This window comes from Massilia agri, assembly GCF_024753255.1.
Taxonomy (GTDB): Bacteria; Pseudomonadota; Gammaproteobacteria; order Burkholderiales; family Burkholderiaceae_D; genus Telluria; species Telluria agri.
Window position 1 is genome coordinate 272,876 of the sequence record NZ_JANUHA010000003.1, and the last position, 25,831, is coordinate 298,706.

Genomic DNA, 25,831 nt, shown 5'->3' on the forward strand with positions numbered 1-25,831 from the left:
ATGGACGATATCGTAAAACAGGCAATGGCCAAGTGGCCGAACGTACCGCACTGCTACGGCTGGCTGGCGCTGGATGCGCGCGGCAACTGGCGCATGCGCGACGAGGCGGCCCAGCGCGCCAACGGCCCGGGGGACAAACTGGCGAACCAGGCCCTGGTCGGCTTCATCAACCGCAATTACGGCCACGACGGCAAGGGCAACTGGTATTTCCAGAACGGGCCGCAGCGGGTCTACGTCAACCTCGAGGCGACGCCCTTCATCGCCCGCACCGACCCGGCCCAGGGTTTTGTCCTGCAGACCGGGCAGCCGATGCCGGAACTGGAAGCCGTGTTCATGACCGAGGCCGGCGCCGTGGTGCTGCAGTCGGGAGAAATCGTCGCCCAACTGGACGACCGCGACGCGGCGCAGGTGCTGGCGCGCATGGAACTCGCGGGACGGCCGGCGTCGATCGAGGCGATCCTGGCCTGGCTCGAGGACGATACGGAAGAACTGTCCCTGGTGCTGGGCGAGCGGCGCGTGCGCGTGGAGCGCCTGGTGACGGAAGCCCTGCAGCGCCGCTTCGGCTATGTGCAATTGCCGGGGATGTAGGGACTACTCGAAGTCCTTCATGTCTTCCTTCTCCGCCTTCTGCTGCGCCTTCAGCGCGCGCTCGCGCGCATCGATGACAGCCTGGTCGTAGAAGGACACATCCCCCGCCTTGCGCGCCAGCTCGAGCTGCGCCACCGCGGCCGGCAGGGCGCCGGCCATCACATACGATTCCGCCAGCGCCATGTGCTGCAGGCCGATCTTGCCCTGCTTGGCATAGGCCTTGGCCAGCATGTCGTGCAGCTTCGGCTCCTCGCGATAGAGCTGGGTCTGTTCCCGCAGGTAGCGGGTCGCATCCTCGTACTTGCCGGCGGCGATCAGGGCTTCGGCATACTGGTGCGCGAGGGCGCGCGACAGCGGATAGCGCTGGCGCGCCGCATCCGCCAGCTGCACCGCCTGCTCGACCTGGGCGGCAGGCTGGCCCGGCGCCAGCTTGATGTCGATCTCGAGCCCTGCGAACAGCGCCGCCCCGTCGCCCGCGTTCGACGCGCTCGAGAACACGCCTTCCTTCGGCTTCATGGTGGCGCGCGCCTTGTCGAGCCAGCCCTGGGCCTCGCCCACATTCCCCTGGCGCAGCGCCAGCAAGGCCAGGCCATACTGGGCCCCGGCCTGCAGATGCCGGTGCTGTTCCTTGAGCTGGGTTTCGAAGGCGATCCTGGTGTCACGCCGGCCGGTGACGGTTTCGTCCTGCAGCACGCGGGCACGGGCGCGGATCAGCTGGAAGTCGACGTTGTCGACCCGCGGCTTCTTCGGGATCTCGCGGATGCGCGCCTGCATGTCGGTGATGCGCTCCGCCGTCAGCGGGTGGCTGCTCAGGTGGGCCAGGTGGGCGGGAATGTCGCCGCTCAGGCGGGTCGCGCTCTGCAGGCGCTTGAAGAAGCCGACCATGCCGGTGGTGTCGTAGCCACCGGCGGCCATGATCTGGATGCCGACCCGGTCCGCCTCGCGCTCGGCATCGCGGCCGAAGTTCAGCTGGCGCTGGATGGCCAGGCCCTGCCCGCCCATCAGCACGCCCATGGCGGCATCGGGGCTGGACTTGGCGGCCAGCGCGGCGAGGATCATCGCCGCCAGCGGCAGCAACATGTCCTGCTTCTGCTGCCCCAGGCTGCGCGCGATGTGGCGCTGCGTCACGTGGCCGATCTCGTGGGACATCACCCCGGCCAGCTCGGATTCGTTCTGGGCCGCGACCAGCAGGCCCGTGTGCGCGGCGATGAAGCCGCCGGGCAGCGCGAAGGCGTTCAGGTTCACATCGCGCATGGCGAAGAAGGAGAAATCGGCATTGGTCTCGCCGCGCGCGCCGGGCACGGCGGCGACCAGTGCGCTGCCGAAATTGTTCAGGTACTCGATGATGGGCGCGTCGTCGAGATAGGCGGGATCGCGCCGCACGTCGCGCATGATCATCTCGCCGAGCTTGCGCTCGAGCACGGGCGACAGATCCTGGCGCGCGGTATCGCCGAGCGTCGGCAGGCGGGTGGAGTCGAGCTTTTGCAGGGGATCGGCGGGGGCGGCGAAGGCGAACGCAGCCGCCGTGCACAGGGTCACGGCAGTGAGCGCTGGACGCCAGCGGCGCGCCGATGCTGGGCTGGGAGCGGATTTCACAATGCTATGATAACCCCATCCGCAGCCGCGTTGCTGCCTGCTGAACACTTTGTAAGCCGCCCTTAATCTCCTTTTAATGATTCCTTGGCAATGACTTCTCCTACTGCACCCGCCGACGGCCTGACCCATTTCGACTCTACCGGCCAGGCCCACATGGTCGACGTCGGCGCCAAGCAGGACAGCCACCGCATCGCCGTCGCCGCCGGCACCATCCGCATGAAACCGGAGACCCTGGCGCTGATCCAGTCGGGCACGGCGAAGAAGGGCGACGTGATCGGCATCGCCCGGATCGCCGCCATCATGGCGTCGAAACGCACCAGCGACCTGGTGCCACTGTGCCACCCGCTGCCGATCACCCGGGTGGCGGTCGATTTCGAGATCGACGCGGCGGCCAGCAGCGTGCACTGCCGGGCGCAGGTGGAGACCATCGGCAAGACCGGGGTCGAGATGGAAGCGCTTACTTCGGTGCAGGTAGGCTTGCTGACGATCTATGACATGTGCAAGGCGGTGGATCGGGGCATGGTGATGACCAATGTGCGGGTGCTGGAGAAGCACGGTGGAAAGTCGGGCGATTGGACGGCGTTGGCCGATCCACGATCGTAATTCGCTCTCCACTCGCTCTTGGCCGACAGCATGATTTCCTTGCTTGCAGCGCTGGAATCACGATTCGACGATGCGGAAGGAGGAATACGCATCACCGGCGCAGATTGGGTTGAGGATGACCTGGAAGTCACGCTGTCGATCACTTTCCATGACGATTGCGAAACGGAACAATGGACGATTTCCTGCAAGGACGTGGTCGAAGAATCCCTGCGATCGGAATGGGTCGTCGGTCTCGATGTGTCGCCCCACTCTCCCCTGCTCAAGCCATTCCTGGAACAGGACATTCCGATCATGTTTTCCAGGAACGAAATCGCGCAAGAGGCGCTCTTCGGCATTGTTTGCTCCTGCTGTATCGAAGTCATGGGCAGGCCAGACTATATTGACAGATTCATCAATGGCGAACCCTCCGCCCGCGGCATTTGCAGTTCAAGCTTTGGATTGCTCGGACGCTTTCCTGCCTCCCTTGCGGAACGCATTCTCGACGCCCTTCGGGATAAACCTATCCAGGTCAATGCGCTGGCGGGCATCACACCGAAAAAATGGAACGGTTCTGAGCACGTACCGTACTCTCAACTGCAGGTGTTGAAAATCGGGCAGTCGTACGTCATTGCCGAAAGATTTGACGGACGCCGCCGATAGCCGCCGCTTCACTGGGAGACGAGTGTAGAGAAGTGTTCAGCTGCATGCCGTTCAGGGTGCACGAACCATGTCGTTGCACCGGAAGTTACATTCCACCACATTTAGTTCACGCGTAACTGTTACCATGTCGCCTTTGCATTTCAAATGACATGAACGCCCGTCCGATGAACAGCCAGGTTCACGAGCTCAAAGCCCAGGAATTCGAGTTCGAAGCGATGAACCTGCAAGTCGGCATGCGCCTGCAGTTCATCACGCATCGGCAGGTCAAGCCGGTCCAGCACTTCTCCACCCTCATCGGCTACGTCAAGGACGAGTACATCATCGTCAAGATCCCGATGGAGCACGGCGCGCCGATCACGCTCGGCGATGGCGAACGCGTCACGATCCGGGTATTCTCGGGTGTGAACGTCTGCTCGTTCGCCTGCACGGTGGAGCGGGTCTTCCCGCGGCCGCTGTTTTATGCCCACCTGTCCTTCCCGACCGCCATCCAGGGCACCAGCCTGCGCGGCGCCGCAAGGGTCAAGGCCGACATCCCGGTCAGTATCAAGGCGTCCGGCATTGGTGCGGCCACGGTCCACGGCAGCATCGTCGACGTGTCGGTCACGGGCGTGCGCATCCATTCGGCGCAATCGCTGCCGCCGGACGGCGAGGAAGTCACGCTCGACTTCACGGTGCTGCCGCCCTCCGGCACCCACGCGGTGCGCATCGAGACGCGCGCCATCGTCCGCAACCGCACCGCGAGCCAGGCTGCAGGCGAGAGCCGAGAAGTGTTCAGCTATGGCGTGCAGTTCGTGGACCTCGATCCCATGCACTACACGCTGCTGCAGAACCTGACCTACGAGGCGCTTCTGGCCGACCGGCTCAAGATCGTCTGACACGCACCTTCCCGCCTCCTTCAGCCCGGCAGTCGCCATTGCCCATGCATGGTAAATTGTTGGACTGCGTACCCGGCATCCGGCCCCGTACGCCATGAACAAGAGGATGCAATGAGATTTCGTCTGCTGACAATGGCGGCCGCCACGCTGGCCGCCACTACCGCGATGGCGGCGCCGCGCGGCTTTACCGTGGAAGACATGGTCAACATGGAACGGGTGGGCAGCCCGGCCGTGTCGCCCGACGCGAGCCGCGTCGTCTATACCGTGCGCAGCGCGGACATGGCCAAGAACCGCGGCCATACCGAACTCTGGATGGTCGATCTGAAGGCTGCCAAGGCGGCGCCGCAGCGGGTGACCAACCATGGCTCGAGCAGTACTGAACCGGAATGGTCGCCGCGCGGGGATGCCGTGTATTTCCTGTCGACCCGTTCGGGTTCCTCCCAGGTGTGGCGCCTGCCGGTCGCCGGCGGCGAGCCGGTGCAGGTGACGAACCTGCCGCTCGACGTCGAGAGCTTCCGCGTGTCGCCGCAGGGCGACCGCCTGGCGCTGAGCCTGTCCGTGTTCCGCGACTGCGCCGACCTGGCCTGCACCAAGTCCCGGCTCGATGCGAAGGAAAAGGACAAGGCCACCGGCAAGCTGTACGACCGCCTCTTCGTGCGCCACTGGGACACCTGGAACGACCACCGCAACAATGTGCTGTTCTCGGCCGCGCTCGACGCGAACGGCAAGGTGAGCGGCGCGCCGGTTTCCCTGTCCGGTTCCCTGGATGGCGACGTGCCGTCGAAACCCTTCGGCGACCGCGAGGAGTTCCGCTTCAGCCCGGATGGCAATAGCATCGTGTTCGCGGCGCGCATTGCCGGCAAGACCGAAGCCTGGTCGACCAACTTCGACCTGTACTCCGTGCCGGCCGTCGGCGGCGCGGCGCCGCGCAACCTGACGGCCGACAATCCGGCCTGGGATACCAAGGGCGTGTTCTCGCCGGACGGCCGCACCCTCGCCTATCTGGCGATGGCACGGCCCGGCTTCGAGGCCGACCGCTACCAGATCATGCTGATGGATGTCGCGACGGGACAGAAGCGCAAGCTGGCGGCGGACTGGGACCGCTCGGCGGGCAGCCTGCAGTGGCGCGCCGACGGCAAGGCGCTGGTCGTCGACGCCGAGGATATCGGCCAGCACCGCCTGTTCTCGATTGATGTCTCGAACGGCAAGGTGACGCCCCTGACCGACAAGGGCGCGGTCGGCGCCTTCGACCTGCGCGGCGATACGCTCGCCTACACCCAGGCCAACCTGGCCTCCGGCGCGCAGCTGTTCTCGATGAAGCTGGGCGCCAAGCCCGTGCAGTTGACGAAGCTAAATGCCGAGCGCCTGGCGGATGTGCGCTGGGGTGAATACGAGCAGTTCAGCTTCAAGGGCGCGAACGGCGACACCGTTTACGGCCACGTGATGAAGCCCTGGAACGCCGAGCCGGGCAAGAAATACCCGGTGGCCTTCCTGGTGCACGGCGGGCCGCAGGGCAGTTTCGGCAATGGCTGGAGCTACCGCTGGAATCCGCAGGTGTATGCGGGCGCCGGCTATGCCACCGTGTTCATCGACTTCCACGGATCGACCGGCTATGGCCAGAAGTTCACGGATTCGATCAGCGGCGACTGGGGCGGCAAGCCTTTGGAGGATCTGCAGAAAGGCCTGGCTGCGGCGGTAGAGAAATTCCCCTGGCTGGACCGTGGCCGCAGCTGCGCGCTGGGCGCTTCCTACGGCGGCTACATGATGAACTGGATCGCGGGGAACTGGAACGACGGTTTCCGCTGCCTGGTCAACCATGACGGCGTGTTCGACAGCCGCGGCATGGCCTATTCGACCGAGGAACAGTGGTTCACGGACTGGGAAAACGGCGGCGCCTATTTCGCGGTGCCGCAGAACCACGAGAAGTTCAACCCGGTGCACCACGTGAACAAGTGGAAGACGCCGATGCTCGTGATCCAGGGCGACCTCGACTTCCGCATCCCGACCGCGCAGGCATTGGGGACCTTCACGGCGCTGCAGCGCAAGGGCATCGAGAGCCAGCTGCTGGTGTTCCCGGATGAGAACCATTGGGTGCTCAAGCCAGCGAATTCGGTGCAGTGGCACCACACGGTGATGAAGTGGCTGGATCGCCACCTGAAGCAGTAAGCGCTTTTCCGCATTTGGAACGAAAAGAGACCGCCGAGGCGGTCTCTTTTCTGTCGACGACCGTGGAGCGGTCATCATGCGGTATTGCTATCAGGTCTGGTCGGCGCCAGCGGTAGCCACGCAGCCTGCCGGCAAGAACTTAGCATCGGCGAAGCTGGTTGCGACACAGCTATAGATGCCGCTGGTGGTGCGATGCAGGGCGACCGTGGCGCCGGTGCCCAGGCGGCCCGGGTTGGCGATGGCGCAGGTCAGGACCGCGGTGTTGGCGCCCGGAGCAGCAGCGGTGATCGTGGTGCAGTTGCCGGTGCTGCCGGCCAGGCCAGCCTTTTTCAGGTAGGCAGCTGCGTCAGCCGCGCCACCTTCGACAACGGCCATTTCGTAGCCAGTCTTGCCACCGGCGATGTCGGCGTAAGCAGCGGCGCCCTTCGACTTGGCGATGTAGTCCTGGTATGCCGGGATGGCGACAGCTGCCAGGATACCGATGATCGCAACGACGATCATCAGTTCGATCAGGGTGAAGCCGCCTTGAGCTTTCTTAGCTTGCAGTTGTTGTTTGAAGTTCATTTTCATCTCTCCAGGTTTGGTGTTACAGGTTGTTGGGGTTACTGCTTGTTGCCACGCTTTCTTATATGCAATCGGCGTGCCAGCCCCAAAAATGCTGATTTTATTAATTCCCAGATAAGAAATCGGTGTGCCAGCGCAAGTTTTGGCTTGAGCAGTGACAAATTTTGTCACTTAAGCTCAGCAATTTTTGTCAGGTGGACAGTTCTTGTAACGCAATTTGTCATGTTTTGAGGAAATATTGGCATACCCAGTCGTGCCAGCACGTCTGACAAGGCGAAAAAAACGGGGAGCTTGCGCTCCCCGTCTTCGTCAACCTTAAACAACTTTGATCACAGCATCGCTTTCAGCAGGCGAGCCATTTCCGACGGGTTCTTGGTGACCTTGATGCCGCAGGCTTCCATGATTTCCAGCTTGGCTTGCGCGGTGTCGGCGCCGCCCGAGATCAGCGCGCCGGCGTGGCCCATGCGCTTGCCCGGAGGCGCGGTGACGCCGGCGATGAAGCCGACGACCGGCTTCTTCATGTTGTCCTTGATCCAATGAGCGGCGTTCGCCTCGTCCGGACCGCCGATCTCGCCGATCATGATGACCGCGTCGGTGTCAGGATCGTCGTTGAACATGCGCATCACATCGATGTGCTTCAGGCCGTTGATCGGGTCGCCGCCGATACCGACTGCCGACGACTGGCCCAGACCCAGGGCGGTCAGCTGGCCGACTGCTTCATAGGTCAGGGTGCCCGAGCGCGACACGACGCCGATGCGGCCCTTCTTGTGGATGTGACCCGGCATGATGCCGATCTTGATCTCGTCCGGGGTGATCAGGCCTGGGCAGTTCGGGCCCAGCAGCAGGGTCTTCGAACCGGCCTTGGCCATGCGATCCTTGACTTCCATCATGTCACGGACCGGGATGCCTTCGGTGATGCAGATTGCCAGGTCGAGTTCGGCTTCGACGGCTTCCCAGATCGCGGCGGCAGCGCCTGCCGGCGGAACGTAGATCACCGACACGGTTGCGCCGGTTTCCGACTTGGCTTCCTTGACCGATGCGTAGATCGGGATGCCTTCGAAGTCTTCGCCGGCTTTCTTCGGGTTCACGCCTGCCACGAAAGCTTCACGGCCGTTCGCGTAGTCGCGGCACATGCGGGTGTGGAACTGGCCGGTCTTGCCGGTGATACCTTGGGTGATGACTTTGGTGTCTTTATTAATCAGAATGGACATGTTGTATTCCTTCGCGAATTAGGCTTGGCCAGCGGCAGCGGCAACGACCTGCTTCGCTGCGTCTTCCATGGTGTCTGCGGAAATGATCGGCAGGCCCGAATCAGCCAGCATCTTCTTGCCCAGGTCTTCGTTGGTGCCCTTCATGCGGACGACCAGCGGCACCTGCAGCGAGACAGCTTTCGATGCGGTGATGACGCCTTCGGCGATCACGTCGCAGCGCATGATGCCGCCGAAGATGTTGACCAGGATGGCTTTCAGGCCCGGGTTCTTCAGCATGATCTTGAATGCTTCGGTCACTTTCTCTGCAGTCGCGCCACCGCCGACGTCGAGGAAGTTGGCCGGCTCGCCGCCGAACAGCTTGATGGTGTCCATGGTTGCCATGGCCAGGCCGGCGCCGTTCACCAGGCAGCCGATGTTGCCGTCGAGCGAGATGTAAGCCAGGTCGAACTTCGATGCTTCGACTTCAGCCGGGTCTTCTTCGTCCAGGTCGCGGTAGGCGACGATTTCCGGATGACGGAACAGGGCGTTCGAGTCGAAGTTGAACTTGGCGTCCAGGGCGATGACCTTGCCCGAACCGGTCAGGATCAGCGGGTTGATTTCGGCCAGCGATGCATCGGTTTCCCAGTAGGCTTTGTACAGGCCTTGCAGGTTGGTGCGGGCGTCGACGACCGACGCTTCCGGCACGCCGATCTTGCGGGCGACGTCGTCAGCCTGCTCGTCGGTCAGGCCGATCGACGGTTCGATCACGACGTTGTGGATCTTTTCCGGGTTGGTGTGCGCGACTTCTTCGATGTCCATGCCGCCTTCCGACGAGGCCATCAGCACGACCTTCTGGGTGACGCGGTCGGTGACCAGCGACACGTACAGTTCCTTTTTGATGTCTGCGCCTTCTTCGATCAGCAGGCGGCGGACTTTCTGGCCTTCCGGGCCGGTCTGGTGGGTCACCAGCTGCATGCCCATGATCTGGTCTGCGTATTCCTTGACCTGTTCCAGCGACTTGGCGACCTTGACGCCGCCGCCTTTACCACGGCCACCGGCATGGATCTGCGCCTTGACGACCCAGACCGGGCCGCCCAGCTCTTCAGCGGCCTTGACGGCCTCTTCCACGTTCATGCACGGAATGCCGCGCGGAACGGTCACTCCGAATTTTCGGAGGATCTCTTTGCCCTGATACTCATGGATTTTCATGCTGGCTTCCCTTCTTCTATTACTGAATTAGAAATACGGTTGAATTAATGATTAAAAACTATCGACAAACATCGAATCCTAACCCGACACGGCTTTGATCGCCCAGCGAGGATAGTAGGTGGCCACGGCGGGGCCGTCGCTGCGCAACGCATGGCAACGGTCGAGCTCGAAGGGCCGTTTGGCCGAGTTGTCGTCGGCGCCGTCGCGGGTTTCGAACTCCTCGTCGGCAAAGGCCTGCAGCGCTGCGGTAGGCAGCACCTGGGCCAATTCGGTCAGATGGGTGCAGCCGAGCACGCCGGACAGGCGATCTTTCAGGTGCAGCCGGAAATGGTTCATCAACGACAGGCCGATCAGCTTTTTGTAGGCAGGGCCGATCGCCTCGCAGAAACCGGGATAGGGAACCGCGTCGGACGCAGCCTCCGCATCCACGATGGTCAGATCGCGGTCGATGGTGACGCGCAGCTTGAGGTCGTGTACGGGCAAGCCGCCCGGGCGAGTGCCCGAGCCGAGCTCGATGTCACGGGTTTTGACGTCGCGGATACTGGCGTCCAGATCCCACAGGCCATCGTCGCGCGCAAAGGCTTCGACGGTGATGGCGCGCGTATGCCGGAGCGAGCGCGATACGGGAGGAGACAGGGGCATAAAAACCAATGCCGCTTGCGCGGCGGTTAGTGGTGCAGCCAGTGTGCTTCATGCACGTTGTCGTAGCTTCTACGACAACAACCGCTCATGCGGCGCTGCTTAAACCGTGAAAGTTTAGCACAGCATGTTGGCAGTTGCACTTCAGCGGAGGCGTTTTTGCCGCATTGCAGCGTATTCGTGACGGGTTTCTTGCTGAGTGGTCAATATTGCGTGTGGTTAGACGGGTTGGGTGGGTGGCCGGACCAATTGATGAGTTGCCGGGGGCTCGGGCAGTTCGCTCAAGGTGAGGATGGGCGTGGCTCATGCTCGCAGCGGGTCCTGGTTATGCCCTGGACAGGATTCGAGCCGCTGGCGAGCTTGTGGCGGACTGCAGCTACGGCGTGGTGGCAGTCGGGCTGCCCGGCCGCGTGGGCGGCGCAAAGGGATGGGCTGATCACCGTGCGGGGTGGAGCCGCCCACCCTACGAAAAACAGTGATGAGGCGGACGGCATGAGCAAGCGCCAGCGTGCAGCGCCATCACCCGTTGAGGAATATGCCGGGGCATATCGGGAATGACGCTCCACGCTGGCGCCGGAGCTGCGCTGCCCGGACGGGAGCGCGGAGAATAAGGTGATATGGACAGGCTTGCGGCCGCGCCTGGCATATCGTCGGAGCAAACCTGGGGCCAGGCCGGCTCGTCGGGGCAGCAGGCTTGAACTAAAGCCTGCCTACAGCTCGTCGTCGTCGGGAGCGCCCTGCATCGCGATCCGGGCAGCGCGTTGGGAGAAGCCACGCTGCAGCAGGAAGCGCATCTGCTTGGCACGCTCGGCCGCATCGGCGGCGACGGTGCCGAACTTGCGCTGCCAGACTTCTCTGGCTCGCGCTGTTTCGCTGTCGGCAAGCGAGGATTTGATCTCGTCCAACGCTTCGCCTTTGATGCCGTGGCTTTGCAGCTCGGCCATCACACGGCTGTTGCCAAAGCGGCTTGCCTTCCTGTTGATCAGGGATTCAGCAAACCTTTCCTGCGACAGCCAGTTGTTCTTTTCAAGGAAATCCAGGAGGGCTTCCACGTCATCGCCCTCCTCGGCATAACGGGCCAGCTTGCGGCCCAGCTCGAGCCGGCTGTGTTCGCGCATCGAGAGGAAACGAAGCGCGCGTCCTTTCAGGCTGAGCTGGGGTGCTGGCATGTGCTAGAGCTGAACCCGGCGATTACTCGCCGACTGCCTTCAGGTTCGGCTTGCCGCCATCCTTGCCGCCGTCTTCAGCAGCGACCGGCGGCAGTTCGCGCACGCCCAGGGCGGCACGGACCTTGTTCTCGATTTCGCGTGCCAGTGCCGGACGCTCTTTCAGGAACAGGCGGGCGTTATCCTTGCCCTGGCCGATACGTTCGCCGTTGTAGGAGTACCAGGAGCCCGACTTCTCGACGATCTTGTTGTCGGCGCCCAGGTCCAGGATTTCGCCTTCGCGCGAGGTGCCTTCTCCGTACAGGATGTCGAAGTGGGCTTCCTTGAACGGCGGCGCGATCTTGTTCTTGACGACCTTGACCTTGGTTTCGTTACCGATCACCTCGTCACCCGACTTGATCGAACCGGTACGGCGGATGTCCATACGCACGGAGGCGTAGAACTTCAGCGCGTTACCGCCGGTCGTGGTTTCCGGGCTGCCGAACATCACACCGATCTTCATACGGATCTGGTTGATGAAGATGACCAGGGTGTTGGTGCGGTTGATCGAGCCGGTCAGCTTGCGCAGCGCCTGGGACATCAGGCGTGCCTGCAGGCCTGGCAGCGAGTCGCCCATGTCGCCTTCGATCTCGGCGCGCGGGGTCAGTGCCGCCACCGAGTCGATGACCACGAGGTCGACCGAACCCGAACGCACCAGGGCGTCGGTGATTTCCAGGGCCTGTTCGCCGGTGTCCGGCTGCGAGATCAGCAGGTCGCCCAGGTTGATGCCCAGCTTTTGCGCGTAGGTCACGTCGAGCGCGTGCTCGGCGTCGATGAAGGCGCAGGTGCCACCCAGTTTTTGCATCTGGGCGATGGTCTGCAGGGTCAGGGTAGTCTTACCCGACGATTCCGGACCGTAAATCTCGACGATACGGCCGCGTGGCAGGCCACCGACGCCAAGCGCGATGTCCAGGCCCAGCGAGCCGGTGGAAACAGTCTGCACTTCCTCGACCGGTGCGCTGGTATCCATGCGCATCACCGAGCCCTTGCCGAACTGCTTTTCAATCTGCGCCAGGGCGGCTGCGAGCGCCTTGCCCTTTTCAGCGGCGTTTACTGCGGTTTTTTTGTCGTCCATGGTGTACTTTCAGCTGTGGAGTAGGCAAGGTAGGGGCGCTACCACGCAAAATCAAGAGCACTACTGTATAAAAATCCAGTGGTTCTGGCAAGCGAAAACAAGCCACTACTGTATATAAATCCAGTAGTTTAAGCAAGCGAAAAATGCCGGTGTGGTAGGCTCGCATTGTTGCGATAAATCAAACACAATAGGGGCCTTCGTGCTCTATATGTATTACCGAGGTCCCCCATGCGAATTTTGCTCGCCGAAGATGATAGCGTACTTGCCGATGGATTAACGCGGTCCCTGCGCCAGTCCGGCTACGCCATCGATTGCGTCAAGAACGGCCAGGATGCCGACACGGCCCTGTCCACCCAGGAGTTCGACCTCCTCATCCTCGATCTCGGCCTGCCCAAGCTGTCCGGACTGGAAGTGCTGCGCCGCCTGCGCGCCCGCTCCTCGCTCCTGCCGGTGCTGATCCTCACCGCCGCCGATTCGGTCGAGCAGCGCGTCGAGGGCCTGGACCTGGGCGCCGACGACTACATGGCCAAGCCTTTCGCCCTGTCCGAGCTGGAGGCGCGGGTGCGCGCCCTCACCCGCCGCGGCGCCGGCGGCGGCCCGACCGTCGTGAAACATGGACCGCTGGTCTACGACCAGGTCGGCCGCAGCGCCTATATCAACGACCAGATGCTCGACCTGTCGGCGCGCGAGCTGGGCCTGCTGGAAGTGCTGCTGGCGCGCACCGGACGCCTGGTCTCGAAAGAGCAGCTGGTCGACCACCTGTGCGAATGGGGCGAGGAAGTCTCGAACAACGCCATCGAGGTCTACGTGCACCGCCTGCGCAAGAAGATCGAGGTCGGCGGCGTGCGCATCGCCACCGTGCGCGGCCTCGGCTACTGCCTCGAAAAATACGCCGACACCCCGCGCACTCCCGCACCCGACAGCAAGTGAACGACCGCGACGCCGGGCTGGAAGCCGGCCCCCTGGAGCCGCCCGGGCCCATGCCGCAGCCCGCTCCCCTCTACGTCCCGCCCAACCCCGAGCCGGACGAGAACATCCGCCACTCGCTGTTCGGCGAGATCCTCGACTGGATGCTGGCCCCGCTGCTGCTGCTGTGGCCGATGAGCATCGCCATCACCTACCTGGTGGCGAAGTCGATCGCCAACCAGCCTTTCGACGATGCGCTGGAAGACCGCGTCACGGTGCTGTCGCAGCAGATCCGCACCGTGTCCGGCAAGCCCGTGGTGCAGCTGCCCGGCAGCGCGCACGACGTGCTGCGCGCCGACGACGTCGACAGCGTCTACTTCCAGATCAGCGGTCCGGCCGGCCTGCACCTGGACGGCGACCGCGACCTGCCGCGTCCGCGCACCGGCAGCGATGACGACCAGGCGCGCGGCGGCGCCGTCTCCTTCCGCAACGACAGCATCCACGGCACCCCGGTGCGGGTCGCCTATTCCTATGTGAACCTGGACCCGCTGCGCGAGCCCGGCAAGGGCGCGGAGCCCGAGCTGGCCCTGGTGCAGGTGGCCGAGACGCTGGACAAGCGCGCCCACCTGGCCAACGAGATCATCAAGGGCGTGATCCTGCCCCAGTTCATCATCCTGCCGGTGATCCTGGCCCTGGTCTGGTTCGCCCTGTCGCGCGGCCTGTCTCCGCTGGCCGAGCTGCAGGAACGCATCCGCGCCCGGCCCCAGGACGACCTGTCGCCGATCGATCCGCGCCAGGTGCCGGAAGAGATCTCGCCGCTGGTCGGCTCGTTCAACGACATGCTCGAACGCCTGGCCCAGACCGTGGAGATGCAGAAGCGCTTCATCGCCGACGCCGCCCACCAGATGAAGACGCCGCTGGCCGGCATGCGCATGCAGTCCGAGCTGGCCCTGCGCCAGGTCGACCCCGGCGAGATCCACCGCTCGCTCGAGCAGCTGGCCACGAGTTCGGAATCGGCCACCCGCCTGGTCAACCAGCTCCTGGCCCTCGCGCGCGCCGAGAACCAGCCGCACGCCGGCCTGGCCTTCGAAGAGATCGACCTGGCCCAGCTGGCGCGCGCCACCGTGCAGGACTGGGTACAGGCGTCCTTCGCCGCCCGGATCGACCTCGGTTTCGAGCTGCCCGACGCGCCGCCCGACGCCTTGGCGGAAGAACCCTTGCACATCGCCGGCAACGCCTTGATGCTGCGCGAACTGCTGTCGAACCTGATCGACAATGCGCTGCGCTACACGCCGCCAAACGGCAGCGTCACGGTGCGGGTGCGGCGCGACGGCGAGCAGGCCCTGCTCGAGGTCGAGGACACCGGCCCCGGCATCGCCCCCGCCGAGCGCGCCCATGTATTCGAGCGCTTCTACCGCATCCTCGGCACCAATGTGCAGGGCAGCGGCCTGGGGCTGGCCATCGTGCGCGAGATCGCCCAGCAGCACGGGGCCGAGATCGACATCTTCAACAATCCGCGCAGCCATTCCAAGAAGTTCCCGGGCAGCCTGTTCCGCCTGACCTTCCCGCCACCCGTCCAGGAACCCATCGATGCCGACTGATTCCAACCACGCGCGCCTGCTGGCCGCCCGCGCCGCCCACTGGGAGCGCACGCGGCGCATGACCCTGGTCCTGCTGGTCCTGTGGCTGCTCACCTGCTTCGGCACCATCTTCTTCGCGCGCGAACTGTCGCATCTGGCGGTATTCGGCTGGCCGCTCTCCTTCTACATGGCGGCCCAGGGCGCCTCGCTGGTGTCGCTGGCCGTGATCGCCTTCTACGCCTGGCGCATGCGGGTGCTCGACCGCCGCCACCTGGACCTGCTGGGCTCGAACAAGGAGGATGCGTGAGCGCGAAGAAGCCGCCCTACTTCCGCAAGCTGTCGCGCTACTACCTCTGGTACACCGGCTGCTTCGCGCTGTTCCTGGTGGCGCTGGCCCTGCTCGAGCAGGAAGGCATGCCGCGCCTGTGGATCGGCTACATCTTCATGTTCGCCACCATCGCCCTGTACGCCACCATCGGGGTGATCGCGCGCACCTCCAACGTCACCGAATACTACGTGGCGGGACGCCGGGTGCCGGCCCTGTTCAACGGCATGGCCACCGCCGCCGACTGGATCTCGGCGGCCAGCTTCATCAGCCTGGCCGGAGGCCTGTATCTCTACGGCTTCGACAGCCTCGCCTACATCATGGGCTGGACCGGCGGCTACGTGCTGGTGGCCCTGCTCATCGCGCCCTACCTGCGCAAGTTTGCGCAGTACACCATCCCGGACTTCCTGGCGGCGCGCTACGGTGGCGGCGCGGGTGGACGCGGCGGGCCGGTGCGCGCGCTCGCGGTCGGCGCCACCATCGTGGTCTCCTTCACCTATGTGGTGGCGCAGATCTATGCGGTCGGCCTGATCGCCTCGCGTTTCACCGGGGTCGACTTCTCGGTCGGCATCTTCCTGGGCCTGGCCAGCATCCTGGTCTGCTCCTTCCTGGGCGGCATGCGCGGCATCACCTGGACCCAGGTGGCGCAGTACATCATCCTGCTGGTCGCCTTCTTGATTCCGACGATCTGGCTCTCCGCCAAGCATGCGGACAATCCGGTGCCCCAGGTGGCCTACGGCTCGCTCCTGCCCAAGCTGGCGCAGCGCGAAGCGCAGCTGGCCAAGGACCCGCGCGAAGAACAGGTGCGCGCCGAGTTCCGGCGCCGCGCGGACGAGTACACCCAGCGCATCGCGGCGCTGCCGGCCTCGTGGGAGGCGGGCAAGCTGGAAGCCCAGCGCGCCCTGGCCGAGGTCCGGGCCCGCAACGCCTCGCTGGGCGAGGTGCGCCAGGCCGAGCGCGACCTGAACACCTACCCGGGTTCGGCTGACGAGGCGCGCACCGTATGGCAGGAACAGCGCGACGCCAACCTGGCGCGGGCGCGTCCGCCCGAGCCGCACGCCACGCCTTTCCCCGGCGCCACCGACGCGGAATCGGACAAGCGCCGCAACAACTTCCTGGCCGTGGTGTTCTGCCTGATGTTCGGCACCGCCGCCCTGCCCCACATCCTGATGCGCGCCTACACCACGCCCTCGGTCAACGAGACCCGGGTGTCGGTGTTCTGGACCCTGTTCTTCATCCTCTTGATCTACCTGACCATTCCGGCGCTGGCCGTGCTGGCCAAGTACGACATCTACACCTCGCTGGTGGGCAGCGACTATTCCACACTGCCGACCTGGATTTCGTACTGGGCCAACGTGGACAAGGTCTCGCCCCTCGTCAACGTTACCGACATCAACGGCGACGGCATCGTGCAGCTGGCCGAGCTGGCGATCGACGCCGACGTGCTGGTGCTGGCCACGCCGGAGATCGGCGGCCTGCCCTATGTGATCTCGGGCCTGGTGGCGGCCGGCGGCCTGGCGGCGGCGCTGTCCACGGCGGACGGCCTGCTGCTGGCGATCTCCAACGCGCTCTCGCACGACGTCTACTACAAGATGGTCGATCCGGGCGCCTCGACCCAGAAGCGGGTGACGATCTCCAAGCTCCTGCTGCTGGCGGTGGCCTTCATCGCGGCCTATGCGGCGTCTCAAAGGCCGGCCGACATCCTCTCGCTGGTCGGGGCGGCGTTTTCGCTTGCCGGTTCCACGCTGTTCCCGGTGCTGGTGCTGGGCGTCTTCTGGAAGCGCGCCAACCACACCGGGGCGATCGCCGGCATGGTGACGGGCCTGATGGTCTGCCTGTGGTACATGCTGCGCGCCAGTCCCACCCTGGGCGGCAGCCTGGACGCATCCTGGCTCGGCATCCAGCCGCTGGCGGCGGGCGTGTTCGGGGTGCCGGCCGGCCTGCTGGCCACCATCGTGGGCAGCCTGCTCAGCGCCCCGCCGAGCCAGGCGAACCTGCGCATGGTCGACTACATCCGCGCGCCGGAACAGGAGTCGTGAATACGCGGCAGGCATGGAGCGCATGCGTGCGGCATGAAAGCATGCGAGGCCATTCTACCGACGCGGCAATACTGATATCGTGATCGCGCCTTCAAGGCCATCACACTTTCAACAAGCCGATATGACGTCCATCCTTGCCCGTTCGCTGCATGCCGCAGCCATCCTCGCCCTGCTCGCCGTACCGGCCGCCCATGCCCAGGCCCCGGCCCTGCCGCCGGTGCCGCTCGAAGCCTTCTTCTCCAACCCGCTGCTGGAAGACGTGACGCTGTCGCCCAGCGGGCGCTACCTGGCCGCGGTCTCGGCCGCACCCGGCCGGCGCGACGCGCTGGTGGTGCTCGACCTGCAGGACAGCAAGCCGCGCCTGGTCGCCGGCTTCAAGGATGCCGACATCCTCGACTTCCAGTGGGTGAACGATGAGCGCCTGCTGTTCAATGTCGCCGACAAGCAGACCGGCCCGGGCGGCCAGGTGCTCTCCAGCGGCCTGTATGCGGTCGACCGCGACGGCTCCGCCATGCGCCAGCTCGCGCACCGGCGCGGCCCCCAGGAAGCCGCCACGCCCGGCACCAACATCAACCGCCGCATCCTGCCCTGGAATACCTTCATGCTCGGCCAGCGCGGCGCCCAGGATTCGAACTGGGCCTACGTGTCACACCCGAGTTCAACGACCTCGGCGAAGTGCGCACGGTCGGCCTGCTGCAGCTCGAAACGCGCACCGGCCAGACCAAGTCGGTCAAGCGCCCGGGCAATGTCGACAGCTGGCTGCTCGACAACGCGGGCGAGCCACGCCTGACCACCCGGAGCGAGGACGGCAAGACCACCATCTATTACCGTGATCCTGCCGGCGACGAGTGGCGCACCATCGCCCAATTCGCCACCTATGCCGGCAGCAAGGACGCCTTCTCGCCGGTCGGTTTCGGCGCCGACGGCACCCTGTTCGTGCTGGCCCAGGCGGGCCAGGACACCGCGTCGCTGCACACCTACGACCTGGCCAGCGGCAAGCTCAGTCCGGAGCCGGTCGTGGTTACCCGCGGCTAAGATTTCACCGGCGGCCTGGTGACCCGGCGCGGCAAGGTGCTGGGCGTCTCGATCGAGACCGACGCCCGCGCCAACGTCTGGTTCGACAAGGAGATGCAAGCCGTCCAGCAAGCCGTCGACAAGCAGCTCCCCGGCACCGTCAACACGATCTCGGTGCCCTCGCAGCCGGATGCGCAATGGGTGCTGGTGCGCTCGTACTCGGACACGCGCCCGGTGACCTACCGCGCCTACAACAAGAAGACCGACGCATTCGTCCTGGTCGGCAGGAGCCGCGACGGCATCGACCCGGCCCGCATGGGACGCCAGGACCCGGTGCGCTACAAGGCGCGCGACGGCCGCGAAATTCCGGCCCTGCTCACGCTGCCGGCCGGCGGCGCGAAGAAGAACCTGCCGCTGGTGATGCTGGTGCACGGCGGCCCCTATGTGCGCGGCAACCACTGGGGCTGGAACGCGGAGACGCAGTTCCTGGCCTCGCGCGGCTACGCGGTGCTGGAGCCCGACTTCCGCGGCAGCCGCGGCTACGGCCAGGCGCACTACCGCGCGGGCTGGAAACAGTGGGGCCTGGCGATGCAGGACGATATCGCCGACGGCGCGCGCTGGGCGATCGCCCAGGGCTACGCGGATCCGCAGCGCATCTGCATCGCCGGCGGCAGCTACGGCGGCTATGCGGCGCTGATGGGCCTCGTCAAGGACCCTGACCTGTACAAGTGCGCGGTCAACTACCTCGGCGTCACCGACATCGACCTGCTCTACGACGGCCACTGGAGCTTCAAGTCCGACATGCAGGACGACTACCGCATCCACGGCATGCCGCTGCTGGTCGGCGACCAGGTCAAGGACGCGGCCCAGCTCAAGGCCACCTCGCCGATCGAGCAGGCGGCGCGCATCACCCAGCCCGTGCTGATGGCCTACGGCGCCTCGGACCGCCGCGTGCCGCTCTACCACGGCAACAAGTTCCGCGACGCGGTGGCGAGCCACAACAAACAGGTGGAATGGGTGGTCTATCCCGAAGAGGGACACGGCTGGTCGCAGCTGTCGACCCGGGTGGACTTCTGGGGAAGGGTGGAGAAGTTCCTGGACAAGCACATCGGCGCCGCACGCCAAGTACTCAACAAGAAATAGATGTGAATTTTGGCAAACAGAATCGGATGCGGTGCAAGGCGGCGAGTGCGCCGCAGTGCGAGCACTGCAAGCAGGAGCCAACGCAGCAACGCGCCGGTTATGGCAGCCAAAAACACATTTATTTCGGGGCGAGTACTTAGGCGCCGGACGTGACAAGGGGCGCCGCGGCGCCCCTTTTTCTTCGGCTGGCGCCGCCGGCTTACTGCACGACGGTCTGCGCCTGGCCTTCTTCGCGCGCGCGGATCTCGCCGATGCGATAGACGGTTTCGCCCGCAGCCTGCAGCTGGGCCATCGCCGCATCCGCGTTTTCCCTGGCCACGATCACGGTCATGCCGATGCCGCAGTTGAACACGCGGTGCATTTCCGAATCAGCCACGCCGCCGTGTTGTTGCAGCCACTTGAACAGCGGCGGCATGGTCCACGATTTCCCGTCCAGCACCGCGGTCAGGTTGTCCGCCAGCACGCGCGGGATGTTCTCGACCAGGCCGCCACCGGTGATGTGCACCAGGCCCTTCACTTCCATCGACGCGATCAGCGCCAGGATCGGCTTCACGTACAGGCGGGTCGGCGCCATCAGCACGTCGCTGAGTTTACGGCCGTGGAAATCGGCTTCGAGATCCGGCTTGGCCACCTGAATGATCTTGCGCACCAGCGAGTAGCCGTTCGAATGGATGCCCGAGGAGGCCAGGCCCAGCACGACGTCGCCCGGGACGATCTTGCTGCCGTCGATGATCTGCGATTTCTCGACCGCGCCGACGGCGAAGCCGGCCAGGTCGTATTCGCCGTCCGGGTACATGCCCGGCATCTCGGCGGTCTCGCCGCCCAGCAGGGCGCAGCCCGACTCTTCGCAGCCCTGGGCGATGCCCTTGACCACGGCGGTGGCGGTCGGCACGTCCAGCTTGCCGCATGCGAAATAATCGAGGAAGAACAGCGGCTCGGCGCCCTGCACCAGGATGTCGTTCACGCTCATGGCCACCAGGTCGATACCGACGGTGTCATGACGATTCAGTTCGAAGGCGAGCTTGAGCTTGGTGCCGACGCCGTCGGTACCGGAGACCAGCACCGGCTCCTTGTACTTCTTGCTGATCTCGAACAGACCGCCGAAGCCGCCGATGCCGCCGAGGACGCCTTCGCGCATGGTGCGCTTGGCGAAGGGCTTGATCGCTTCGACCAGGGCGTCGCCCGCATCGATATCGACGCCGGCGTCGCGGTAGGAGAGGGAAACATTAGATGGTTGGCTCATGGTATTTGGCAGCGGAGGCGGTAAAATAGAAGGCGGCGACCCAAACCTGGTCAATCCGCTATTTTAGCAAAACAGCCTCTATCGAACTTCCGTTTCTACTCGGATTAACAGAATAACAATATCGGCATGCCCTTTTTCCTGACCCCGGAGCCCGCAGCAAGCACGTTCCGCCTGGCGCTCTGGCTGGCGGTGGCGCGATGAACTCCAGCACAGGACCAACGATCCCATGAAACAGCTGGTGCTCGATTTAGGCGCCGAGCCGGCGCACAGCCTCGACACCTTCCAGGTGGGCGAGAATGCCGAACTGGCGCACCTGATGCACCAGTTCGCGCAGCGTGCTTCGCGCGAGCATTTCGCCTACCTGTGGGGCGATACCGGCGCCGGCAAGACCCACCTGCTGCAGGCCCTTGCCGCCAGCCCCGCCTCGCGCTACATCGCTTTCGACGCCCCGGAAGACCAGTTCGTGCACAGCCCGGACGTCACGCTCTACCTGCTGGACGATACCGACCGCCTCTCCCCGCAGCGCCAGATCGACGCCTTCGCCCTGTTCAACCAGGTGCGCGAGCACGGCGCCTACATGGTCTGCACCGGCCCGGTGCCGCCAGGCGTGCTGGGGGTGCGCGAAGACCTGCGCACGCGCATGGGCTGGGGCCTGGTCTACCAGATCAAGGGCCTGTCGGACGACGAGAAGATCGCGGCGCTGACCCAGGCTGCCGAAGCGCGCGGTTTGACGCTGTCGGCGAGCGTGTTACCCTATTTGTTGTCTCACTTCAAGCGCGACATGCGGTCGCTGGCGACGATGCTGGACGCCCTCGACCAGTATTCGCTCGAGACCCAGCGCCCGGTCACCCTGCCGCTGCTGCGTGATTTGTTGCTGCAAGAAAACCAGCAGTCGGAAACCAAAGAATGAAAAACCTTGCGCTGTTCGACCTCGACCATACCCTGCTGCCGATCGATTCGGACTATGAATGGGGCGAGTTCCTGGTCCGCATGGGCGCCGTGGACGAAACCTCCTTCCGCCGCCGCAACGACGAGTTCTTCGCCCAGTACCAGGCGGGTGTGCTCGACCCGGTCGAGTACCTCGAATTCGCCCTCGGCACCCTGGCGCGCTTCCCGCGCGCCGAGCTGGATGCCATCTACGCGCGCTATATGCAGGAAGTGATCGAGCCCGCGATCCGGCCGAAGGCGCTGGCACTGGTGCGCGAACACCAGGCGGCAGGCGACCTGGTGGCCATCATCACCGCGACCAACTACCACATCACGGCGCCGATCGCGGCGCGCTTCGGCGTGGAGCACCACATCGGCGCCATGCCCGAGTACGACGCGGCGGGAAACCTGACCGGTAAACTCGTCGGCACCCCGACCTCGGGCCCCGGCAAGATCACCCACATGCACGCGTGGCTGGAACGTTTGGGTGCGCGCTTCGAGGATTTCGAACGCTGCCATTTCTACAGCGACTCGCACAACGACCTGCCGCTGCTGTCGATCGTCAGCCACCCGGTCGCCACCAACCCGAGCGCCAAGCTCGCCGCCCATGCGCAGGCGCAGGGTTGGCCAACCATCCATCTATTCAATGATTAAGAAATTCATCCGCAAAATCCTTGGCGTGAAAGACGACGGCCGCGACCCGACCCAGGCCGTTATCCTCGGCCCGGACGAACACAAGATCGACCCGCGCAACGTCTCGCGCAATGCGGTCACGGTGACCCAGACCCTGCAGGAAGCCGGCTTCAAGGCCTTCGTCGTCGGCGGCGCCGTGCGCGACCTGCTGCTGGGCGTGAAGCCCAAGGACTTCGACATCGCCACCGACGCCACGCCCGAGCAGGTCAAGCGCCTGTTCCGGCGCGCCTTCATCATCGGCCGCCGCTTCCAGATCGTGCACGTGATGTTCGGCCAGGACCTGCTGGAAGTGACGACCTTCCGCGGCAACGGCAGCGACAACGCGCCGAAGGATGAACACGGCCGCGTCCTGCGCGACAACAACTTCGGTCCCCAGCACGAAGACGCGGCGCGGCGCGACTTCACCATCAACGCCATGTACTACGACCCGGCCACGCAAACGGTGCTGGACTACCACGGCGGCATCGAGGACATCCGTGCGAAAACCCTGCGCATCATCGGCGTGCCGGAAGCGCGCTACCGCGAAGACCCGGTGCGCATGCTGCGCGTGGTGCGCTTCGCGGCAAAGCTCGGCTTCACCATCGAGCCGACCACGCGCGCGCCGATCCCCGTGATGGCCCCACTGATCGACAACGTGCCGGCGGCGCGCGTGTTCGACGAGATGCTCAAGCTCCTGCTGTCCGGCCATGCCCTGGCCTGCCTGAAAGAGCTGCGCTCGGCCGGCCTGCACCATGGCCTGCTGCCGCTGCTCGACGTGGTGCTGGAGCAGCCGATCGGCATGAAGTTCGTCACGCTCGCCCTGGAATCGACCGACGGCCGCGTCAAGGCCGGCAAGGGCGTCTCGCCGGGCTTCCTGTTCGCCTCGCTGCTGTGGCACCAGGTGCTGGAAAAGTGGAATGCCTACCGCGCCGCCGGCGAATCGCCGATTCCGGCCCTGCACCTGGCGGCCGACGACGTGCTGGAGACCCAGACCGAGAACCTGGCCCTGCAGCGCCGTATCGCCACCGACATGCGCGACATCTGGGCCATGCAGCCGCGCTTCGAACGCCGCACCGGCAAGTCGCCATATAAACTGCTGGAGCACCCGCGCTTCCGCGCCGGCTACGACTTCCTGCTGCTGCGCTGCGAGTCGGGCGAGCTGCCGGGCGAGATCGGCGAATGGTGGACGTCCTTCTATGCGGCCGAGGGCGGCGAGCGCGAAGCCCTGCTGGCGGCCGCGAATGCCCGTCCGCGCAACGGCGAAACGGGTACCGGACAAAAGCGCAAGCGTCCGCCGCGCCGCGGTCCGCGACGTTCCAATGCCGAAGGCGCGGCCTCGGCGCAAGGCGGCGGCGAGGAATGATCGCCTACGTCGGGATCGGCGCCAACCTGGGCGACGCGCAGGCCAATGTGCTGGACGCGTTGCGCAGGCTCGCCCTGCTGGACGGCACCACGTTGATCGAGACCTCGGGCCTCTACCGTACGGCGCCGGTCGACTCGAGCGGCCCCGACTACATCAATGCGGTGGCCTGCATCGACACCGCCTTCGATCCCCACGAACTGCTGGCGGCCCTGCAGGAGATCGAGCAGGCGCACGGCCGCGAGCGCCCCTACCGCAACGCCCCGCGCACCCTCGACCTCGACCTGCTGCTCTATGGCGAGCAGCGCATCCAGAGCGACACCCTGACCGTGCCGCACCCGCGCATGCACGAGCGCGGCTTCGTGCTGGCGCCACTGGCCGAGATCGCACCCGACATCGTCATCCCCGGCGTCGGCCCGATCCACGATTACCTGCCGCTGGTCGCCAGCCAGGCGGTGAAGAAGGTCTTCTGACATGGGCCTGCCGATCTGGTTCCAGACCGCCGGCCTGCTGGTGCTGTCGAACATCTTCATGACCTTCGCGTGGTACGGCCACCTGAAGAGCCTCAACAACCGCGCCTGGTACATCGCCGCGCTCGTCAGCTGGGGCATCGCCCTCTTCGAGTACCTGCTTCAAGTGCCGGCCAACCGCATCGGCCACACGCAATTCAGCCTGGCGCAGCTGAAGATCATGCAGGAAGCGATCACGCTCTCCGTCTTCGTGCCCTTCGCCATGCTCTATATGAACGAGCCTTTCAAGCTTGACTACGTCTGGGCGGCGCTGTGCCTGGTCGGCGCGGTGTATTTTATTTTCCGGTCCTAACCGCCTAAACGCTTTCCTGCACATTTGGCGCTGCCGGATTACACTACGCGTTTTCCGAACGATCGTTTTAAAGGATTCCCATGAGCGCTTATCTGCAGGGCCAGGACCCAGCCGCCAACGACGCACCAAAACCGGTGCGCAAGGCCGTGACCGCGCCCTCGCTGCTCGCCATGCGCGCGGCAGGCGACAAGATCACCATGCTGACCGCCTACGACGCCAGCTTCGCCTCGCTGATGGACCGCTGCGGCGTGGAAGTGCTGCTGATCGGCGATTCGCTGGGCATGGTCTGCGCCGGCTACGATTCGACCCTGCCGGTGACGGTGGCTGACGTGGCGTACCACACCGCCTCGGTCGCACGCGGCAACAAGCTCGCCCTGGTCCTGGCCGACATGCCCTTCGGCAGCTATACCACCCCGGTGGAAGCGTATAACAACGCAGTCACCCTGATGCGCGCCGGCGCCCAGATGGTCAAGATCGAAGGCGGCGCCTGGCTGGCCGAGACCGTGCGCTTCCTGGTCGAGCGCGGCATCCCCGTCTGCGCCCATATCGGCCTGACCCCGCAGTTCGTGCACGCCTTCGGCGGCTTCAAGGTACAGGGCAAGACCGACGCGGCGGCCGAGCAGCTGAAGGCCGACGCGCTGGCGCTGCAGGCCGCGGGCGCCTCGCTGGTGGTGCTGGAAGCCATTCCGGCGGCGCTGGGCAAGGAAGTCACCAGCCTGCTGCAAATCCCGACCATCGGCATCGGCGCGGGCCCCGACTGTTCCGGCCAGGTGCTGGTGATGCACGACCTGCTGGGCGTCTTCCCGGGCCGCAAGGCGCGCTTCGTGCGCAACTTCATGGAAGGCCAGACCAGCATCGACGGCGCCGTCACGGCCTATGTGGCGGCGGTGAAGGACGGCAGCTTCCCGGCGCCGGAACACTGCTTCTAAGGTAGGGGACATGGACGGGAAGCCCAATACCACCCGTCTGTTCCTGGCCCTGTGGCCCGACCCGGCGCTGCGCCACCAGCTCAAGGAGCTGCGCGACGCCTGGACCTGGCCCAGGGCCGCCTCCCTCGTCCATCCGGACAAGCTGCACGTCACCCTGCACTTTCTCGGTGCCCTGCCGAGCGAGCGGCTGCCCGAATTCCTCGAAGGCTTCGCCGTGCCTTTCATTCCCTTCGAGCTCGTCCTCGACCGTGCGGCCCTGTGGCACAACGGGATTGCCGTGCTGGAGCCTTCGGCGCCGCCGCCCGAACTGCCGGCGCTGCACCAGCGCCTGTCCGGCGCCCTTGCCGCCCTCGGCCTGGCGCCGGAATCGCGCGCCTATCGCCCGCACGTGACGATGGCGCGCCGCGCAGGCGGCGCCGTGGCGCCGCAGGCCTGTCCGCCGGTCCTGTGGCAGGCCGGCGGCTACGCACTGGTCGAATCGAAGAATGGGATCTACACGGTGCTGCGCCACTATGCCTGAGC

General features: G+C 65.1%; 27 protein-coding genes. 19 read left to right on the forward strand and 8 right to left on the reverse strand.

What is annotated here, in order from left to right; all coding sequences use genetic code 11:
• Positions 1–588 carry a DUF2946 family protein gene (locus tag NX780_RS06250; RefSeq protein ID WP_258826988.1) on the forward strand — a complete coding sequence of 196 codons (588 nt, stop codon included), beginning with the start codon at positions 1–3 and terminating at the stop codon, positions 586–588.
• Between the two features lie 3 nt (positions 589–591).
• Here NX780_RS06250 and NX780_RS06255 read toward each other — a convergent pair whose 3' ends face one another.
• Entirely contained in the window at positions 592–2,184 is a 1,593-nt protein-coding gene (locus NX780_RS06255; protein WP_258826989.1) for a M48 family metalloprotease, read from the reverse strand.
• A 90-nt stretch (positions 2,185–2,274) separates the two neighbouring features.
• Between NX780_RS06255 and moaC the strand changes: the two genes are divergently transcribed.
• From moaC to NX780_RS06275, 4 genes are all read left to right on the forward strand, one after another.
• A complete protein-coding gene (gene moaC, locus NX780_RS06260) occupies positions 2,275–2,787 on the forward strand; it encodes a cyclic pyranopterin monophosphate synthase MoaC (RefSeq protein WP_258826990.1) in 513 nt (170 codons plus the stop codon).
• A gap of 30 nt (positions 2,788–2,817) precedes the next feature.
• Positions 2,818–3,426 carry a hypothetical protein gene (locus tag NX780_RS06265; RefSeq protein WP_258826991.1) on the forward strand — a complete coding sequence of 203 codons (609 nt, stop codon included), beginning with the start codon at positions 2,818–2,820 and terminating at the stop codon, positions 3,424–3,426.
• Between the two features lie 149 nt (positions 3,427–3,575).
• Complete coding sequence (locus NX780_RS06270) at positions 3,576–4,301, forward strand: flagellar brake protein (protein ID WP_258826992.1); 726 nt, start codon at positions 3,576–3,578, stop codon at positions 4,299–4,301.
• 111 nt (positions 4,302–4,412) lie between these two features.
• Positions 4,413–6,467 (forward strand): S9 family peptidase, encoded by a 2,055-nt coding sequence (locus tag NX780_RS06275; RefSeq protein WP_258826993.1) that lies wholly within the window; start codon positions 4,413–4,415, stop codon positions 6,465–6,467.
• Between the two features lie 90 nt (positions 6,468–6,557).
• Here the strand turns inward: NX780_RS06275 and NX780_RS06280 are convergent, their stop codons facing one another.
• The 6 genes from NX780_RS06280 to recA all read right to left on the reverse strand — a co-directional run bounded on the left by NX780_RS06280 (position 6,558) and on the right by recA (position 12,349).
• Positions 6,558–7,202, reverse strand: coding sequence for a pilin (locus NX780_RS06280; RefSeq protein WP_370663583.1), 645 nt, complete (start codon positions 7,200–7,202; stop codon positions 6,558–6,560).
• Positions 7,203–7,360: 158 nt separating this feature from the next.
• Entirely contained in the window at positions 7,361–8,242 is an 882-nt protein-coding gene (gene sucD, locus NX780_RS06290; protein WP_209587196.1) for a succinate--CoA ligase subunit alpha, read from the reverse strand.
• Positions 8,243–8,260: 18 nt separating this feature from the next.
• Complete coding sequence (gene sucC / locus NX780_RS06295; RefSeq protein WP_258826994.1) at positions 8,261–9,430, reverse strand: ADP-forming succinate--CoA ligase subunit beta; 1,170 nt, start codon at positions 9,428–9,430, stop codon at positions 8,261–8,263.
• Positions 9,431–9,508: 78 nt separating this feature from the next.
• Positions 9,509–10,072, reverse strand: coding sequence for a DUF2889 domain-containing protein (locus NX780_RS06300; RefSeq protein ID WP_258826995.1), 564 nt, complete (start codon positions 10,070–10,072; stop codon positions 9,509–9,511).
• 707 nt (positions 10,073–10,779) lie between these two features.
• Positions 10,780–11,238 carry a recombination regulator RecX gene (gene recX / locus NX780_RS06305; RefSeq protein ID WP_258826996.1) on the reverse strand — a complete coding sequence of 153 codons (459 nt, stop codon included), beginning with the start codon at positions 11,236–11,238 and terminating at the stop codon, positions 10,780–10,782.
• Positions 11,239–11,260: 22 nt separating this feature from the next.
• The gene (recA, locus tag NX780_RS06310) at positions 11,261–12,349 is read right to left on the reverse strand and encodes a recombinase RecA (protein ID WP_258826997.1); all 1,089 of its coding nucleotides are present in this window, start codon (positions 12,347–12,349) and stop codon (positions 11,261–11,263) included.
• A 228-nt stretch (positions 12,350–12,577) separates the two neighbouring features.
• Between recA and NX780_RS06315 the strand changes: the two genes are divergently transcribed.
• The 7 genes from NX780_RS06315 to NX780_RS06345 all read left to right on the forward strand — a co-directional run bounded on the left by NX780_RS06315 (position 12,578) and on the right by NX780_RS06345 (position 19,356).
• On the forward strand, positions 12,578–13,279 hold the full coding sequence (locus NX780_RS06315) for a response regulator transcription factor (protein WP_258826998.1): 702 nt from the start codon (positions 12,578–12,580) through the stop codon (positions 13,277–13,279).
• Between the two features lie 50 nt (positions 13,280–13,329).
• On the forward strand, positions 13,330–14,856 hold the full coding sequence (locus NX780_RS06320; RefSeq protein WP_258827148.1) for a sensor histidine kinase: 1,527 nt from the start codon (positions 13,330–13,332) through the stop codon (positions 14,854–14,856).
• Entirely contained in the window at positions 14,846–15,142 is a 297-nt protein-coding gene (locus NX780_RS06325) for a DUF4212 domain-containing protein (protein WP_258826999.1), read from the forward strand. Before NX780_RS06320 ends, NX780_RS06325 begins: the two co-directional genes overlap by 11 nt.
• Positions 15,139–17,199 (forward strand): VC_2705 family sodium/solute symporter, encoded by a 2,061-nt coding sequence (locus tag NX780_RS06330; protein WP_258827000.1) that lies wholly within the window; start codon positions 15,139–15,141, stop codon positions 17,197–17,199. Before NX780_RS06325 ends, NX780_RS06330 begins: the two co-directional genes overlap by 4 nt.
• Before the next feature lie 121 nt (positions 17,200–17,320).
• Positions 17,321–17,989: a TolB-like translocation protein gene (locus NX780_RS06335; protein WP_258827001.1), complete on the forward strand. Its 669-nt coding sequence runs from the start codon at positions 17,321–17,323 to the stop codon at positions 17,987–17,989.
• Complete coding sequence (locus NX780_RS06340; RefSeq protein ID WP_258827002.1) at positions 17,875–18,234, forward strand: hypothetical protein; 360 nt, start codon at positions 17,875–17,877, stop codon at positions 18,232–18,234. The genes NX780_RS06335 and NX780_RS06340 overlap by 115 nt, the downstream gene beginning before the upstream one ends.
• 18 nt (positions 18,235–18,252) lie before the next feature.
• Positions 18,253–19,356 (forward strand): alpha/beta hydrolase family protein, encoded by a 1,104-nt coding sequence (locus NX780_RS06345; RefSeq protein ID WP_258827003.1) that lies wholly within the window; start codon positions 18,253–18,255, stop codon positions 19,354–19,356.
• A 199-nt stretch (positions 19,357–19,555) separates the two neighbouring features.
• Here the strand turns inward: NX780_RS06345 and purM are convergent, their stop codons facing one another.
• The gene (gene purM / locus NX780_RS06350; protein ID WP_258827004.1) at positions 19,556–20,599 is read right to left on the reverse strand and encodes a phosphoribosylformylglycinamidine cyclo-ligase; all 1,044 of its coding nucleotides are present in this window, start codon (positions 20,597–20,599) and stop codon (positions 19,556–19,558) included.
• 226 nt (positions 20,600–20,825) lie between these two features.
• Here purM and hda point away from each other — a divergent pair, with 226 nt between their 5' ends.
• The 7 genes from hda (at position 20,826) to thpR (ending at position 25,829) form a co-directional block, all read left to right on the forward strand.
• Positions 20,826–21,509 carry a DnaA regulatory inactivator Hda gene (gene hda, locus NX780_RS06355; RefSeq protein ID WP_258827005.1) on the forward strand — a complete coding sequence of 228 codons (684 nt, stop codon included), beginning with the start codon at positions 20,826–20,828 and terminating at the stop codon, positions 21,507–21,509.
• Positions 21,506–22,180 carry a histidinol-phosphatase gene (locus tag NX780_RS06360; RefSeq protein ID WP_258827006.1) on the forward strand — a complete coding sequence of 225 codons (675 nt, stop codon included), beginning with the start codon at positions 21,506–21,508 and terminating at the stop codon, positions 22,178–22,180. Before hda ends, NX780_RS06360 begins: the two co-directional genes overlap by 4 nt.
• Positions 22,173–23,561, forward strand: coding sequence for a polynucleotide adenylyltransferase PcnB (gene pcnB / locus NX780_RS06365; RefSeq protein ID WP_258827007.1), 1,389 nt, complete (start codon positions 22,173–22,175; stop codon positions 23,559–23,561). The genes NX780_RS06360 and pcnB overlap by 8 nt, the downstream gene beginning before the upstream one ends.
• Positions 23,558–24,031, forward strand: coding sequence for a 2-amino-4-hydroxy-6-hydroxymethyldihydropteridine diphosphokinase (gene folK, locus NX780_RS06370; RefSeq protein ID WP_258827008.1), 474 nt, complete (start codon positions 23,558–23,560; stop codon positions 24,029–24,031). The genes pcnB and folK overlap by 4 nt, the downstream gene beginning before the upstream one ends.
• Before the next feature lies 1 nt (position 24,032).
• Entirely contained in the window at positions 24,033–24,380 is a 348-nt protein-coding gene (locus NX780_RS06375) for a DMT family protein (RefSeq protein WP_258827009.1), read from the forward strand.
• Positions 24,381–24,460: 80 nt separating this feature from the next.
• Positions 24,461–25,309, forward strand: coding sequence for a 3-methyl-2-oxobutanoate hydroxymethyltransferase (panB, locus tag NX780_RS06380; RefSeq protein ID WP_258827010.1), 849 nt, complete (start codon positions 24,461–24,463; stop codon positions 25,307–25,309).
• A gap of 10 nt (positions 25,310–25,319) precedes the next feature.
• Positions 25,320–25,829 (forward strand): RNA 2',3'-cyclic phosphodiesterase, encoded by a 510-nt coding sequence (gene thpR / locus NX780_RS06385; RefSeq protein ID WP_258827011.1) that lies wholly within the window; start codon positions 25,320–25,322, stop codon positions 25,827–25,829.
• The last annotated feature ends 2 nt before the right edge of the window (positions 25,830–25,831 follow it).

Bases quoted from the DNA above. Each gene is read 5' to 3' on its own strand.
- NX780_RS06250 (WP_258826988.1), top strand. From the start codon at position 1: ATGGACGATATCGTAAAACAGGCAATGGCCAAGTGGCCGAACGTACCG.
- moaC (WP_258826990.1), top strand. From the start codon at position 2,275: ATGACTTCTCCTACTGCACCCGCCGACGGCCTGACCCATTTCGACTCT.
- NX780_RS06265 (WP_258826991.1), top strand. From the start codon at position 2,818: ATGATTTCCTTGCTTGCAGCGCTGGAATCACGATTCGACGATGCGGAA.
- NX780_RS06270 (WP_258826992.1), top strand. From the start codon at position 3,576: ATGAACGCCCGTCCGATGAACAGCCAGGTTCACGAGCTCAAAGCCCAG.
- NX780_RS06275 (WP_258826993.1), top strand. From the start codon at position 4,413: ATGAGATTTCGTCTGCTGACAATGGCGGCCGCCACGCTGGCCGCCACT.
- sucD (WP_209587196.1), bottom strand. From the start codon at position 8,242: ATGTCCATTCTGATTAATAAAGACACCAAAGTCATCACCCAAGGTATC.
- sucC (WP_258826994.1), bottom strand. From the start codon at position 9,430: ATGAAAATCCATGAGTATCAGGGCAAAGAGATCCTCCGAAAATTCGGA.
- NX780_RS06300 (WP_258826995.1), bottom strand. From the start codon at position 10,072: ATGCCCCTGTCTCCTCCCGTATCGCGCTCGCTCCGGCATACGCGCGCC.
- recX (WP_258826996.1), bottom strand. From the start codon at position 11,238: ATGCCAGCACCCCAGCTCAGCCTGAAAGGACGCGCGCTTCGTTTCCTC.
- recA (WP_258826997.1), bottom strand. From the start codon at position 12,349: ATGGACGACAAAAAAACCGCAGTAAACGCCGCTGAAAAGGGCAAGGCG.
- NX780_RS06315 (WP_258826998.1), top strand. From the start codon at position 12,578: ATGCGAATTTTGCTCGCCGAAGATGATAGCGTACTTGCCGATGGATTA.
- NX780_RS06320 (WP_258827148.1), top strand. From the start codon at position 13,330: ATGCCGCAGCCCGCTCCCCTCTACGTCCCGCCCAACCCCGAGCCGGAC.
- NX780_RS06325 (WP_258826999.1), top strand. From the start codon at position 14,846: ATGCCGACTGATTCCAACCACGCGCGCCTGCTGGCCGCCCGCGCCGCC.
- NX780_RS06335 (WP_258827001.1), top strand. From the start codon at position 17,321: ATGACGTCCATCCTTGCCCGTTCGCTGCATGCCGCAGCCATCCTCGCC.
- purM (WP_258827004.1), bottom strand. From the start codon at position 20,599: ATGAGCCAACCATCTAATGTTTCCCTCTCCTACCGCGACGCCGGCGTC.
- hda (WP_258827005.1), top strand. From the start codon at position 20,826: ATGAAACAGCTGGTGCTCGATTTAGGCGCCGAGCCGGCGCACAGCCTC.
- NX780_RS06360 (WP_258827006.1), top strand. From the start codon at position 21,506: ATGAAAAACCTTGCGCTGTTCGACCTCGACCATACCCTGCTGCCGATC.
- pcnB (WP_258827007.1), top strand. From the start codon at position 22,173: ATGATTAAGAAATTCATCCGCAAAATCCTTGGCGTGAAAGACGACGGC.
- folK (WP_258827008.1), top strand. From the start codon at position 23,558: ATGATCGCCTACGTCGGGATCGGCGCCAACCTGGGCGACGCGCAGGCC.
- NX780_RS06375 (WP_258827009.1), top strand. From the start codon at position 24,033: ATGGGCCTGCCGATCTGGTTCCAGACCGCCGGCCTGCTGGTGCTGTCG.
- panB (WP_258827010.1), top strand. From the start codon at position 24,461: ATGAGCGCTTATCTGCAGGGCCAGGACCCAGCCGCCAACGACGCACCA.
- thpR (WP_258827011.1), top strand. From the start codon at position 25,320: ATGGACGGGAAGCCCAATACCACCCGTCTGTTCCTGGCCCTGTGGCCC.